Origin of the sequence: Bradyrhizobium sp. 142 (assembly GCF_023074015.1) — a bacterium.
GTDB lineage: Bacteria > Pseudomonadota > Alphaproteobacteria > Rhizobiales > Xanthobacteraceae > Bradyrhizobium.
In genome coordinates, this window is record NZ_JADPKQ010000294.1 from 88,058 (window position 1) to 102,465 (window position 14,408).

Annotated in this window: 9 protein-coding genes and 1 pseudogene; 6 read left to right on the forward strand and 4 right to left on the reverse strand. The window is 64.4% G+C overall.

Going from position 1 to position 14,408, the window contains the following annotated elements; translation table 11 throughout:
- Positions 1–4: 4 nt before the first annotated feature.
- The 4 genes from kdpB to IVA82_RS26260 all read left to right on the forward strand — a co-directional run bounded on the left by kdpB (position 5) and on the right by IVA82_RS26260 (position 6,280).
- Positions 5–2,119, forward strand: a complete 2,115-nt coding sequence (kdpB, locus tag IVA82_RS26245) for a potassium-transporting ATPase subunit KdpB (protein WP_247389761.1) — start codon at positions 5–7, stop codon at positions 2,117–2,119.
- Between the two features lie 111 nt (positions 2,120–2,230).
- Entirely contained in the window at positions 2,231–2,833 is a 603-nt protein-coding gene (locus IVA82_RS26250; RefSeq protein WP_247389762.1) for a K(+)-transporting ATPase subunit C, read from the forward strand.
- 37 nt (positions 2,834–2,870) lie between these two features.
- Positions 2,871–5,594, forward strand: coding sequence for a sensor histidine kinase KdpD (locus IVA82_RS26255; protein WP_247389763.1), 2,724 nt, complete (start codon positions 2,871–2,873; stop codon positions 5,592–5,594).
- The gene (locus IVA82_RS26260) at positions 5,591–6,280 is read left to right on the forward strand and encodes a response regulator transcription factor (protein WP_247389764.1); all 690 of its coding nucleotides are present in this window, start codon (positions 5,591–5,593) and stop codon (positions 6,278–6,280) included. Before IVA82_RS26255 ends, IVA82_RS26260 begins: the two co-directional genes overlap by 4 nt.
- A gap of 116 nt (positions 6,281–6,396) precedes the next feature.
- On the opposite strand, the pseudogene IVA82_RS26265 reads toward IVA82_RS26260, so the two are convergent.
- Together IVA82_RS26265 and IVA82_RS26270 are read right to left on the reverse strand one after the other, a co-directional pair.
- Positions 6,397–6,714: pseudogene (locus IVA82_RS26265) on the reverse strand (transposase); the annotation flags it as partial.
- A gap of 236 nt (positions 6,715–6,950) precedes the next feature.
- A complete protein-coding gene (locus IVA82_RS26270) occupies positions 6,951–7,832 on the reverse strand; it encodes a Ku protein (protein WP_247389765.1) in 882 nt (293 codons plus the stop codon).
- A gap of 121 nt (positions 7,833–7,953) precedes the next feature.
- Here IVA82_RS26270 and ligD point away from each other — a divergent pair, with 121 nt between their 5' ends.
- Positions 7,954–10,653: a DNA ligase D gene (ligD, locus tag IVA82_RS26275; RefSeq protein WP_247389766.1), complete on the forward strand. Its 2,700-nt coding sequence runs from the start codon at positions 7,954–7,956 to the stop codon at positions 10,651–10,653.
- 88 nt (positions 10,654–10,741) lie between these two features.
- Here ligD and IVA82_RS26280 read toward each other — a convergent pair whose 3' ends face one another.
- Positions 10,742–10,906 carry a DUF3309 family protein gene (locus IVA82_RS26280; protein ID WP_084292022.1) on the reverse strand — a complete coding sequence of 55 codons (165 nt, stop codon included), beginning with the start codon at positions 10,904–10,906 and terminating at the stop codon, positions 10,742–10,744.
- Positions 10,907–11,066: 160 nt separating this feature from the next.
- On the opposite strand from IVA82_RS26280, the gene IVA82_RS26285 reads away from it, so the two are divergent.
- Positions 11,067–11,384: a polyhydroxyalkanoic acid system family protein gene (locus IVA82_RS26285; protein WP_247389767.1), complete on the forward strand. Its 318-nt coding sequence runs from the start codon at positions 11,067–11,069 to the stop codon at positions 11,382–11,384.
- A 239-nt stretch (positions 11,385–11,623) separates the two neighbouring features.
- On the opposite strand, the gene treY is transcribed toward IVA82_RS26285, so the two are convergent.
- Positions 11,624–14,407 (reverse strand): malto-oligosyltrehalose synthase, encoded by a 2,784-nt coding sequence (gene treY, locus IVA82_RS26290; protein WP_247389768.1) that lies wholly within the window; start codon positions 14,405–14,407, stop codon positions 11,624–11,626.
- Position 14,408 lies beyond the last annotated feature (1 nt).

The window sequence follows — 14,408 nt, forward strand, 5'->3', positions numbered from 1 at the left end:
CTTCATGGACACCATGAAACTGCAAAAACGCGCGTCCGTCTCGGCGATGCTCGACCCAAAGATTGTCTTGCCCGCGATCCGCGCGTCCGTCGTCAAGCTTGATCCGCGGCTGATGATCAAGAACCCCGTGATGTTCGTGGTCGAGATCGTAGCCGCGCTCACCACCGTGATCTTCCTGCGCGATCTCGTCACCGGCGGTGCCAATCTCGGCTTCACCTTTCAGATCATCCTCTGGCTCTGGTTCACCGTGCTGTTTGCCAACTTTGCCGAGGCCGTCGCCGAAGGCCGCGGCAAGGCGCAGGCCGAATCGCTGCGCAAGACCCGCACCGAGAGCCAGGCTAAGCTGCTGACCGGGGCCGGCCAGGCTTTCAAGCTCGTGCCGGGCACGAGCCTCAAGGTCGGCGACATCGTGCTGGTCGAGGCCGGCGACACCATCCCCTCGGACGGCGAGGTGATAGAGGGCGTGGCATCGGTCAACGAAGCCGCGATCACCGGCGAATCCGCGCCCGTCATTCGCGAATCCGGCGGCGACCGCTCGGCGGTGACCGGCGGCACGCAGGTGCTGTCCGACTGGATCCGCGTCCGCATCACGGCGGCGCAAGGCTCGACCTTCATCGACCGCATGATCAAGCTGGTCGAGGGCGCCGAACGGGCGAAGACTCCGAACGAGATCGCGCTCAATATCCTGCTTGCAGGATTGACCATCATCTTCGTGTTCGCGACCGTCACCATTCCGAGCTATGCGGCCTATGCCGGCGGCTCGATCTCGGTGGTGGTGCTGGTCGCACTGTTCGTGACGCTGATCCCGACCACCATCGGCGCGCTGCTCTCGGCGATCGGCATTGCCGGCATGGACCGCTTGGTGCGCTTCAACGTGCTGGCGATGTCCGGACGCGCGGTCGAGGCCGCCGGCGACGTCGACACGCTGCTGCTCGACAAGACCGGAACGATCACGCTCGGCAACCGCCAGGCAACCTCCTTCCGCCCGGTTCGCGGCGTCACCGAGCAGGAACTCGCCGATGCGGCCCAGCTTGCCTCGCTCGCCGACGAGACGCCGGAAGGCCGCTCCATCGTCGTGCTGGCGAAGGAGAAGTACGGCATCCGCGGTCGCGACATGGCCGAGCTTGGCGCCACTTTCATCCCGTTCACGGCGCAGACCCGCATGAGCGGCGTCGACGCCGGCGGCTCGTCGGTGCGCAAGGGCGCGGTCGATGCCATGCTCAGCTATGTCGGTGGCGGTACGCCGCTGGCGGTAGCCTCAGGCAACACGGCCCGCGCGATCCAGCCTGCGCTGCTTTCGGATATCGGCCGGGAGGTGCAGACGATCGCCGATGAGATCGCCAAGGCCGGCGGCACACCGCTGGCGGTGGCCAGGGACGGCAAGCTGCTCGGCGTCATCCAGCTCAAGGACATCGTCAAGGGCGGCATCCGCGAGCGCTTCGCCGAGCTTCGCCGCATGGGCATCCGCACCATCATGATCACCGGCGACAACCCGATGACGGCCGCCGCAATCGCCGCGGAAGCCGGCGTCGACGACTTCCTGGCGCAGGCAACGCCTGAAGACAAGCTCAAGCTGATCCGCGACGAGCAAGCCAAGGGCAAGCTGGTCGCCATGTGCGGTGACGGCACCAACGACGCGCCGGCGCTCGCGCAGGCCGATGTCGGTGTCGCCATGAACACCGGCACCCAGGCCGCGCGCGAGGCCGGCAACATGGTCGACCTCGATTCCAACCCGACCAAGCTGATCGAGGTGGTCGAGATCGGCAAGCAGCTCCTGATGACGCGCGGCGCGCTGACGACGTTCTCGATCGCCAACGACGTTGCGAAGTATTTTGCGATCATTCCGGCGATGTTTCTGGCGTTTTACCCGCAGCTCAACGTGCTCAACGTCATGAACCTGTCGAGCCCGCAGAGCGCCATCCTGTCGGCCATCATCTTCAACGCGCTGATCATCATCGCGCTGATCCCGCTCGCGCTGAAGGGCGTCGCCTACCGCGCGGTCGGTGCCGGCGCGCTGCTTCGGCGCAACCTGCTGATCTACGGCCTCGGTGGGATCGTCATTCCCTTCATCGGCATCAAGGCGATCGACCTCGTCGTTGTTGCCTTCCACCTGGCTTAACGCCGTCATTGCGAGCGAAGCGAAGCAATCCAGAACTGCCTCCATGGCCGAGAGCTTGGATTGCTTCGTCGCTTCGCTCCTCGCAATGACGATAGAAACAGGAGACGTATTATGCTCAGAGAAATCCGCCCCGCCATCGTCCTGCTGCTGCTGCTCACCGCCATCACCGGCCTTGCCTATCCGCTAGCGATGACTGCTATCGCCGGCGCGATCTTCCCCGTGCAGGCGCAGGGCAGCTTGATCGAGCGGGACGGCAAGGTGGTCGGCTCCGCCCTGATCGGGCAGGAATTCAAGGACGACAAATATTTCCACGGCCGCCCCTCGGCGACGCTCGCGCCAGACCCCAATGATTCGACCAAGACGGTCTCGGCGCCCTACAACGCTGCCAATTCGGGTGGCTCCAATCTCGGCCCGACCAGTAAGGCGCTGGCCGACCGGCTGAACGAAGATGTGGACAAGCTCAAGAGCGAGAATCCGAATGCCGCCGTGCCGGTCGATTTGGTGACCACCTCGGCCAGCGGCCTCGATCCGGATATCTCGCCGGACGCGGCGCAATTCCAGGTGCCGCGTGTGGCGAAGGCGCGGAATATGCCGGAGGACCAGGTCAAGCAACTCGTGGCCTCCAGCACCCAGGGCCGTCTGCTCGGCCTGATCGGCGAGCCCCGCGTTAACGTATTGGCGCTAAATCTCGCGCTCGATCGCGCCGCGAAGTAGTCTAGGCTGAGCACGCGCGGATGATTATATTGGTCTGATGGTCCGAGAGCGCCGCGATCCCGAACAACGTCCTTCGCCTGAAGCGCTGCTGGAAGCGGCGCGCCGGGAGGAGAGCGCGAGCGGCAAGCTCAAGATCTTCGTCGGCGCCGCCCCTGGCGTCGGCAAGACCTACGAGATGCTGCAAAGCGCCCAAGCCAAGCGCAAGGCCGGCATCGACGTCGTGGTCGGCTTCGTCGAGACCCACGGCCGGGCCGAGACCGAGGCGCTGGTGCGCGACCTCGAGGTGATCCCGCGCAAGACGCTCGACTACCGTGGTCAGGTCGTCGAGGAGATGGACCTTGACACCGTGATCGCGCGGCGGCCTGGAATCGCGCTGGTCGACGAGCTCGCCCACACCAACGCGGCCGGCAGCCGTCACCCAAAACGCTATCTCGATGTCGAGGAGCTGCTGTCCCACGGCATCGACGTTTATACTGCCGTCAACATCCAGCACATCGAAAGCCTGAACGACGTCGTCGCCCAGATCACCCATGTCCGGGTACGCGAGACCGTGCCGGATTCTGTGTTCGACCGCGCCGATGCGATAGAGCTGATCGACCTCACGCCGGATGACCTGATCCAGCGGCTGAGGGAGGGCAAGGTCTATGTGCCCAGGCAGGCCGAGCGGGCGCTTGAGCATTATTTCTCGCCAGGCAATCTCACCGCGCTGCGCGAGCTGGCGCTGCGGCGCACGGCCGAGCGGGTCGACGAGCAGCTCCTCACCCACATGCAGGCGAACGCCATCGCCGGTCCGTGGGCGGCGGGTGAACGTATCCTCGTCTGCGTCAGCGAGGATCCGCGCGCGGCCGGGCTGGTTCGCTACACCAAGCGGCTGGCCGACCGCCTGCATGCGCCATTTACCGCGATCTCGATCGAGACGCGGCGCTCGCTGCAGCTCTCCGAGGAGGAGCGCGACCGGCTTGCCGATACGCTGCGGCTTGCGGAGTCCCTGGGCGGCGAGGCGCTGACTATTCCTGCCGTCGGCCGCCGCATCGCCGACGACGTCGTAAATTTCGCGCAAGGCAACAACGTCACCCAGATCGTGATCGGCAAGTCGAGCCGCTCGCGATGGTTCGAGATGACGCGCGGTTCCGTCGTGCATGATCTGGTGCGCCGCGCCGGCAATATCAGCGTTCACGTCATCGCCGGCGACGAACTCACGAGCGAGCCGGCGCCGAAGACGGCGGTACAGACCGCGGCACGTTCCGAGCCGTTCGATGCGCTGCCTTATCTGAAGGCGCTCGGGATCACCGCACTCGGCCTTGCCGCAGCGATGATCATCAAGCCGTATTTCGGCGTCGAGAACGTCGACCTGATGTTCCTGACCGCCGTGGTTGCCGTGGCTGTCCGCTATGGCTTGTGGCCGTCCTTGCTTGCGAGCATCGCGGCGTCGCTGGCCTATAACTTCTTCTTCCTGCCGCCGGTCTATACCTTCACCATCACCGATCCCACCAACGTCGCGGCGTTCTTCTTCTTCATGCTGATCGCGTTCGTGGTGTCGAATGTAGCGGGGCGGGTGCGGACCCAGGCTGACACTGCGATCGGCCGCATCAGGACGACCGAGCAGCTCTATGCGTTCAGCCGCAAGCTCGCCGGTACTGGAACGCTGGACGACGTGCTGTGGGCGGCCGCCTATCAGACCGCGCTGATGCTCAGAGTTCGCGTGGTGCTGCTGCTCCCGGAAGAGGGGCTTCTGACCGTTAAATCCGGCTATCCCCCGGAGGACCAGCTCGACCAGGCCGACCTTGCTGCCGCCAACTGGGCCTGGAGCAACGATCGGCCGGCCGGCCGCGGCTCGGATACGCTGCCGGGTGCAAAACGCCTGTTCCTGCCGATGCGCACCGGGCGCGGCCCGATCGGCGTCATCGGTATCGACAACGACCGTACCGGTCCGCTGTTGACGCCGGATCAGCGCCGGCTGCTCGACGCGCTGGTCGACCAGGGGGCGCTTGCGATCGAGCGCGTGCTGCTGGTCGAGGACATGGACCGCGTCAAGCGTACCGTCGAGTCCGAGCGGCTGCGCTCGGCGCTGCTGACTTCGATCTCGCACGATTTGAAGACGCCGCTCGCTTCGGTGCTCGGCGCCGCCTCGACCATGCGCGATCTCGCCGGCGCGCTGTCCGATACCGAGAAGCGCGACCTGCTCGCCACCGTCATCGACGAGTCCGAGCGGCTCAACCGCTTCATCGCCAATCTGCTCGACATGACCAAGCTCGAATCCGGCGCGATCGTACCCAACACAGCGCTGCACGATCTCGGCGAGATCGTCGGCAGCGCGCTCCGGCGCGCAAGCAAGATCCTGACCGCGCACAAGGTGGACCTGGTGCTGGCCGCCGATCTGCCGATGCTTCAGCTCGACGCAGTGCTGTTCGAGCAGGTCCTGTTCAACCTGCTCGATAATGCCGCCAAATATTCGCTGCCTGACACCACGGTCTCGATCAAGAGCCAACGCGACAGCGATCACGTGGTGCTCCAGGTTGCCGACGAAGGCGACGGCATTCCGCCTGAGGAACTCGAGAGCGTGTTCGACAAGTTCTATCGCGCGCAGAAGGGCGACCATGTCCGTCCCGGCACCGGACTCGGGCTCGCTATCTCCCGCGGCTTCGTCGAGGCGATGCGGGGCACGATCTCGGCTGCCAATCGCAGCGACCGGAGCGGCGCGGTTTTGACCATCCGTCTGCCCGTTCCGGCGCAAACCCAGGCATTGGATACCGCCGCATGAGTGCTGCTCCGATCAAGGTTCTGGTCATCGACGACGAGCCACCGATCCGCAAGCTGCTGCGGATGGGGCTGACGACGCAGGGTTATGAGATCCTGGAGGCGTCGAACGGCAAGATCGCGCTGGAAAAGCTCGTTGAAGAGCCGGCGCTGATCATCCTCGATCTCGGTCTGCCCGATATCGGGGGTCATGAGCTGCTTCGCACCATTCGCGCCCACAACGAAGCCGTGCCGATCGTGGTGCTGTCGAGCCGCGGCGACGAAGCCGGCAAGGTACAGGCGCTCGATCTCGGCGCCGACGATTATCTGACCAAACCGTTCGGCATGGACGAGCTCTTGGCGCGCTTGCGCGCCGCGCTGCGGCACCAGCTCCAGGTCCAGGGCGAGCGTCCGGTGTTCCGCAGCGGCGATTTGTCGGTCGATCTGGTGCGCCGGATCGTCAAGGTTGGTGAGCGCGAGGTAAAACTGTCGCCGAAGGAATATGACCTCCTGCGCGTGCTGGTGCAGCACGCCGGCAAGGTGCTGACCCATCGCTTCCTGCTTAGGGAGCTTTGGGACGAGCTGACCGACGCGCAATATCTTCGCGTCTATGTCCGCCAGCTCCGCCAGAAGATCGAAGCCGATCCGGAACGGCCGCAATATGTGCTGACCGAGACGGGGATCGGGTATCGGCTGAAGGCGGGGGACTAGCTACTTTCCGGCGCAAAAATCGCGGTTCTGATGGGCGCGGTCAACCATGCAGACAATAAGAAGCCCCGGCGGGGGGCGGCGGGGCGATGTGAGGCCAAGATTGCGCTGGAAGTAGACTACTTTTGGAGTGACTGCTGTTCCATCACGCGACCGATGCTGATGAGGTTGTCGGCGACAACGCCGAGCCCGACCCAGCGCTTGATTCCGGCGCTGCCTTTGTAGCGGCAGCGATCGAGCCCGTGCCGCCGTTTGGCGACGCTGATGCGCCCCTCGCATCCGGTCCGCCATTTCCGGCCGTTGCGGAACCAACGCTTCTTCTGCTCGCGCTTGCGGGCGACGCTCTTGGTGGAACGATTGGGGATGCAGACGCGCTTGACGCCGCTCGCCTTCGCCGCGGCTTCATTCCTGGCGGAATAGAACCCGGCATCTGCCGCGCACGCTCCGGCGCCGCAGCCAGACCGATGGCATGAGGTGGGAGACGATCAGTCGCCTCGCCTGTGACTGCCTCCCCAGGCCCAACATCCGTCATCCTTGGCCGCGAGCACGCTTCGCCGTCACTCACCCGAGGTGGGAGCCGTATGCGGGAAAGCCGCACGTACGGATCTGTGCGGGGGGCGCTCAGCAATGAGCGTCCCTACCGCGACCGCTTCCCTCGCAATGACGGCGCAAATCAACTCGCCTTGCGGTGCCGCGCCGTCGAACGGTGCGCCTTCTTCGCAGCTCGTTGCCGCCCGGTCGCCCGGCGTGCATGGGACTTGGCGGACTTTCCTCCGCCGCGTCGCTTCAAGCTCTGCTTCAGCGCATCCATCAGGCTGACGACGTTGCTCGGCCGCTCCTCGGGCTCCGGAAGCTGGATCTTCTTGCCGCTGGCCTTCCGCTTCACCAGCGCCTTCAGCGCATCCTCATACTCGTCCTTGAATTTGCCTGGGTCGAAATGCGCGGCCTTGGTGTGGAGGATGTGGCTGGCGAGATCGACCATGTCCTTGGTGATCTTCGGGTTCTTGATGTCGTCGAAGAACTGGTCCTCGTCGCGCAGCTCGTAGGGATAGCGCAGCGTGGTACCGAGCAGGCCCTTGCCGAGCGGTTCGATCGCCATGACATGCTCGCGGTTGGTGAGCACAATCTTGGCGAGTGCGACGCGGTCCTGATCCTTCATGGAGTCGCGGATCACCGCAAAGGCGTCGACCGCGGCCTTGCCGTCGGGCGCGATATAGTAGGGATGGTTGAGGTAACGCTTGTCGATCTCCTCGCGCGGCACGAAGCTCTCGATGTCGATGGTGTGATTGCTTTCGATCTGGACCGCCTCGAGTTCCTCCGGTCCGATCTCGACATATTTGCCCTTGCGCAACTCGTAGCCGCGCCCCTTCTGTTCGCTCTCGACGACGTCGCCGGTCTCGGAATCGATCATCTGCTGCTTCAGCCGGTTCCCGGTTTCGCGGTTGATCAGGTGAAACCGGGTCTTCTCGGCCGCGGTCGCGGCCGGATAGAGCACCACCGGACAGCCCACCAGCGAGAGCTTCAGCGTCCCTTTCCAATAGGCGCGGGGAGCCATTCCATTCTCCAGCGTTTTCAAGGCGTTTCGGAACTCCAACCCAGGTTGGGGGTTTTGGTTCCGGGTCGGACTTTGGCCATGGTAGGCTTGAGTACGCGCGCGCAAGAATGCAGGACCAATCGTGCTGAGAAACCTCTCCACCTATCGCAAGAAGCGGGACTTCGAGATCACGCCCGAGCCCTCCGGGGCGACGGCGGTGGCGCCGTCGAAGCAGCGGCGATTCGTGATTCAAAAGCACGATGCGACGCGGCTCCATTACGATTTTCGTCTGGAGTTCGACGGCGTCTTCAAGTCCTGGGCGGTGACGAAAGGACCGTCGCTCGATCCGCACGACAAGCGGCTGGCCGTAGAGGTCGAAGACCACCCGCTCGACTACGGCGATTTCGAAGGCACCATTCCGGAAGGCCAGTATGGCGGCGGCACGGTGATGCTGTGGGACCGCGGTTATTGGGAGGCGGAGGATCCCGAACGCGGCTTCAAGAAGGGCGACCTGAAGTTCACGCTGCACGGCGACAAGCTGCATGGCAGCTGGGTGCTGGTGCGGATGCGCAACGACCGCAGCGGCGGCAAGCGCACCAACTGGCTGCTGATCAAGCATCGCGACGAGTATGCGCAAGAGGGTAAGGACAACACCATTCTCGATGAAGACAAGTCGGTCGCCTCCGGCCGCGCGATGGAGCAGATCGCCGAGGGCAAGGGGCGTGCGCCAAAGCCCTTCATGGTGGCGACTGGCAGCAAGGGCAAGGCCAATGCGATCTGGCAGTCCGACCGCGCCGAGGAGCCGAAGGGGCGCACCGTCAAGCCGGCACCACGCACGGCGCTGAAGGGCGGCAGGAAAGCAACGGAGGCGGCCAAGAGGGCGGCGACCGCCAAGAAAGTCTCGGAGATGCCGGACTTCGTGGCGCCGCAGCTCTGCACGTCGGTCGAACGCCCGCCACCCGGCGAAGGCTGGTGCCACGAGATCAAGTTCGATGGCTACCGTGTTCAGCTTCGCGTCGAGGACGGCAAGGCGACGCTGAAGACCCGCAAGGGCCTCGATTGGACCGACAAGTTCGCCTCGATTGTGAAGGAAGCGGGCGCGCTGCCGGATATGATGATCGACGGCGAGATCGTCGCGCTCGACCATAACGGCGCGCCAAACTTCTCCTCGCTCCAGGCGGCGTTGTCCGATGGCAGGACCGAAGACCTCATCTTCTTCGCCTTTGACCTTCTCTTTGTCGAAGGTCTCGACTGCCGCCGCCTGCCGCTCGGCGAGCGCAAGGCGCGTCTCAAGGAATTCCTGGAAGCACGCAAGCGGAAATCGAGCCAGACACGCTATGTCGAGCATTTCGAGAGCGGTGGCGATGCGGTGCTGCGATCGGCCTGCAAGCTCGAGCTGGAAGGGGTCGTGTCCAAGAAGCTCGACGCACCCTATCGCTCCGGCCGGACCGAAAGCTGGACCAAGGCAAAATGCCGGGCCGGCCATGAAGTCGTGATCGGCGGCTGGAAAACCACCAACGGCAAATTCCGCTCGTTGATGGCTGGCGTGCATCGCGGCGATCACCTCGCGTTTGTCGGCATGGTCGGTACCGGCTTCGGCGCCGAAAAGGTGAAGCGCATCATGCCGCTGTTGAAGGCGGCAGAAGCCAAGCAAAGCCCATTCGGCGGTAAGAATGCGCCAAAGAAAACCCGCGAGATGCACTGGCTGAAGCCGGAGCTCGTCGCGGAGATCGAGTTCGCCGGCTTCACCGCCGACGGCAACGTTCGCCAAGCTGCCTTCAAGGGGCTGCGGCAGGACAAGCCGGCCGAGGAGGTCGAGGCGGAAACGCCCGTCGATACCGAGCTGGCCGAGCCTTACACCGACACCCGGACGAAGTCGCGCGCGAAGGCGAAGTCCGCAGGGCGCCCGAAACAGAACGGCCAAAATGCCGAGGTGATGGGTGTCGTCATCTCCAAGCCGGACAAGGAGCTCTGGCCCGGCGGCGGTGATGGCGAGCCGGTCACCAAGCTGGATCTGGCGCGCTATCTCGAAGCCGTCGGGGGATGGATGATCGTTCATCTCAAGGGGCGGCCCTGCTCCCTGATCCGCGCGCCTGATGGCATCAAGGGCGAGTGCTTCTTCCAGCGCCACGCGATGCAGGGGACGTCGAATCTTCTGGAGCTCGCAAGGGTCTCCGGCGACCGTAAGCCCTATCTGCAGATCGACCGCGTCGAGGGGCTTGCGGCCGTGGCGCAGATCGGCGGCGTGGAGCTGCACCCCTGGAACTGTGCGCCTTACGCCTATGACACGCCGGGCCGGCTGGTGTTTGACCTCGATCCCGCGCCGGATGTGGAATTTGCCGGCGTGGTCGAAGCGGCTAAGGAGATGCGGCAGCGGCTGACCGATCTTGGGATGGACAGCTTTTGTAAAACCACCGGCGGCAAGGGCTTGCACGTCGTGGTGCCGCTGCTCTACGGCGCGCGCGACAAGGTCAGCTGGAAGGAAGCCAAGGCGTTTGCGCAAGGCGTCTGCCAATGGATGGCCGATGACGATCCCGAGCGCTATCTGCTCAACATGTCGAAGAAGCTGCGCAACGGAAAAATCTTCCTCGACTATTTGCGCAATGATCGGATGTCGACGGCGGTGGCGGCGCTCTCGCCCCGTGCGCGCGACGCGGCGACTGTGTCGATGCCTGTCACGTGGACGCAGGTGAAGGGCGATCTCGATCCGAAACGATACACATTACGGACCGTGCCGGGATTGCTGGCGCGCTCGAAGGCGTGGGAGGGCTATGACGATGCGGCCGCGCCGGTCAAATCGGCGATGAAGAAGCTCGCGGCCAAAGCGAAACAACTGAAGTAGGGTGGCGAAGCGTAACCCACTGCTGTCTGTTTCTGCAGGCAAAAACGAGGTGGGTTACGCCTTGCGGTTGACCCACCGTACGGGTTGGCTAGATCCGTCCGAGCAGAAGCAGGATCAGCAGGATGATGATCACGAGGCCGAGGCCGCCGCCGCCGTAATAGCCGGTGCCGTAGAACGGTCCGCCGCCGATGCCGCTGAAGCCGCCGAGCAGGGCGATGACCAGAATGATCAGAATAATTGTACCAATAGACATGCGAATCTCCTCCAGCCCTTTTGCGGAAAGGGTTGTGTTTGTCCGTTGTGCTCACGGCAACTTGCTGCAGGTTTGAAAGTTCCACAGGGCGAAGCGCATGGAACCTTTGCCTGCGCGGCCGACATAATGAGTTGAGGATCAATCAACACGGGGCAGGATCATGTCCGCACCGCTCGTCGTTTCAATTCCCCATCGTCTCGGCCGCGAAGAAGCGGTGCGCCGGCTCAAGAGCGGCCTGGGCCGTGCCGCAGCCAGTATTCCGGTGATGCAGGTCGAGGAGGAGCGCTGGAGCGGCGACACGATGAATTTCCGCATCCGCGCGCTTGGACAGACCGCGACCGGACAGGTCGACGTCGGCGACGATAGCGTCCGGGTCGAGGTGGTGCTGCCGTGGCTGTTGCAGCGTTTCGCCGAAATGGCGCAGGCCACAATCCGCAAGCGCGGGCAATTGCTGCTGACGAAGGACGGTGGGAAATAGAGCATTATGAAATTAGCTTCGGTGTGCAGTTCACCTCTCCCCAGCGGGGAGAGGTCGGATTGCGCCTGGCGATGCGAAGCATCGTCCAGTGCAATCCGGGTGAGGGGCTGCGGCATCCAGTGAGACTGTAACCCCTCACCCGGATCGCATCTTTCGATGCGCTCCGACTTCTCCCTACGGGAGAGGTGATTCCAGCTCCGCCGCGCGCATCGATTCAACAAAACTCCCCGCAGTAGTGTTCAGTGGCGGGCGCGCTGTCGTGTAGCCTTTGCGGCGCCTGTCGTGCGCGCCGCGATGACAACGGCAGGAAAATCGCGAAGGGCCTGCACAATCGGCAATTCATTGCCGGCGAGCCCTCTCGCCGCATGGCCCGTGATATCGATAGTTGCGTCAAATTGCTCGAGCACCGGCCATTCCCGGCCTGCTTGCGTGAACGGCGCAAACTGGCGCCCCGCCACGACGATCGCCGCGGCGCGGCCGCGCCGGCGGGCGAAGGCGATGACGTGGTCGGCATGCGCGCCGCGCACCTCCAGCGGCTGGTAGTCGCCCTGCGTGAAGATTTCGGCGAGTTCGTTGCGCAGCTTGAGGAGGTGCCGCGTCCAAGCCAGCTTGAGCCGGCCATCCGGCCATGCCTTGATCAGGCCGGACCAGTCCGGAGCTTCCAGCGATGCCAGCGCCGCGCGCCGGGCGGCAAAATCCACCGGGCGGCGATTGTCGGGATCGACCAACGACAGATCCCAGGATTCGGTGCCCTGGTAGAAGTCCGGAACGCCCGGCAGCGTCGCCTTGAGGGTGAGCTGGCTCAGCGAGTTCAACGCACCGAGCAGCGCGACGCGGCGCGCCAAGATTTGCAGCGCCTCCAGGAATTCGCCCGACTGCGCAGGATCGAGGACCTTGGCGACGAAATCCCTTATGCCCGCCTCGTAGGCCTCATGCGGATTGAGCCAACTCGTTTCCTCCTTGCCTTCGCGCGCGGCCTTGAGCCCGTAAGCCTGGATGCGCTCGACGAACCCGGCGTCGGGTCCCTCAAGCGGCCACGCGCCGAGCAGGGTCTGGTAAAGCATGTACTCGAACGTCGCCGATGGTGCGCGCAGATTGCCGCGCAGCGCAAGGTGCGGTGCGTTCAACACCTTCCAGCGAGATACCGCGCTGGTCCATTCGCCGGGAATCTCGCTGAGCGCGGCGATCCGTGCGCGGGCGTCCTCGCCGCGCTTGGTGTCGTGGGTCGCGGTTGCGGTCAGGCCGCGCGGCCATTCCCTGGCGCGGGCCTGCATGGCGTCGTGGAAGGTGGGAATCGCAAGTCCCGCGCTCGCAGGATCGCCGCCGACCTCATTCAGGGCGAGCAGCCGGTGGAACTGATAGAAGGCAGTGTCCTCCAGCGACTTCGCCATCAGCGGTCCGGTGAACTGCTGCACCTTCAGCGCGAAGCGGCGCACGCGCGGGGCGCTGTGCGGGGGACGGCCGGGCTTGAGCAGGTCCATGGTGAGGGCATCGCGCAGGAAGTCGAAAATACCATCGTCCGCAGCGAACCACTCTGCGCGTGCACGCGCGATTGTCTCGTCGATCAGCTTGCGATCGTGCGCCGTCGGTGCGCTGGTGGTGAGATAAGTGCGATAGACCGGGAAATGCAGCACGTAGAGTTCGAGCGCCTGCCGCAGGCTGTCGGCCGAGAAGTCGCGGGTGGAGTAGTGGCCGTTGGCGATGCGCGCGAGCAGCCGCGTCAGCACGGTGAATTCGCTGGTCAGCAGTGTCTCCAGCACGCGCCGCTTGGCGTCCTTGACGTAAGGCGCAAGCCGCGGCGGCCGGTTGCTGACCTGCCGCCAGGTCTCGTCCAGTGCTTCCAGTCCCTTCGGGTCGACTAGCACGTGGGTGATGATGTTCATCCACTCATAGCCGGTGGTGCCATGAACGCCGGCAAAGTGCGGCAGGCGCTCGTGCTCGCAGAGGATCTTCTCGATGATGGTATAGAATGGCTTGGTCGGGCCTTGCGCGTCGCGCACCAGCCGGCGCAGCCGCTGGCAATATTGTGCGGGGTCGCGCAGGCCGTCGATGTGGTCGAGGCGAATGCCCTGCAACTTTCCGTCGGCGACCAATTGCTTCACAAGCCTGTGGGTGGCCGCGAACGTACCGGGATCCTCGACACGCAACCCGGCGAGCCCGTTGACGTCGAAGAAGCGGCGATAATTGATGTCGCTGGAGGCAAGCCGCCAGTGGCCGAGCTTGTAGTGCTGACGCTCCAGCAGATGATGCAGCGCCAGGGTCGGCGCCGGGCGGTCCTTTGCCGCGCGATAGGCGCCAAGGCCGCGGGCGATGATATCGGCACCTCCCGCGATCTCTCTGAGCTCGCTCTTGAAGGCGGGAGCTTCCTTGCGATTGGGACGACGCAGTCCCGTGTAGCGCGCTGCAAGCGCGAGCATGCGCTGGCCGGCTTCCGTCTCGGCGGCGTCAGCGTCCTTCACGATCATCCGCAGCACCTCGCCATAGCGCTCCGGCGCGATCGGCAGGCGATGCTCGTAATACCAGGCGGAAAAACTGCCATCATCGGAATCGTAGCGCAATTCGATCTCACCGCGCTCGAGCGCGTCGCCATAGGACGAGCCGAGGATCGGCAGCAGCACGCCGCCGCGGGCGCGGTGGGGCAGCAGGTCCCAGTCGATATCGAAGGCGACTGCGTGCGGCGAAGTTGGTCCCCATTCCAGCACGTCCAGCCACCACGGATTGTCGGCAAAATGCACGCCGACATGATTGGGCACGAAATCGATGATGAGGCCGAGATCGTGCGTGGCCAGGGTCGCGCTCAGCCGCGCGAAGCCGGCCTCGCCGCCGAGCTCGGGATTGAACTGGCTGTGATCGACGGTGTCGTAACCGTGCGTCGAGCCCTTGCGGGCCTTCATCACCGGCGAGGTATAGAGATGCGTGATCCCCAGCTCCTTCAGGTAAGGCACCACCGCAGCGGCTTTGTCGAAATCGAAATCCGCGGTGAGTTGGAGGCGATAGGTTGCAAGGGGAATGGCGGGAGGCATG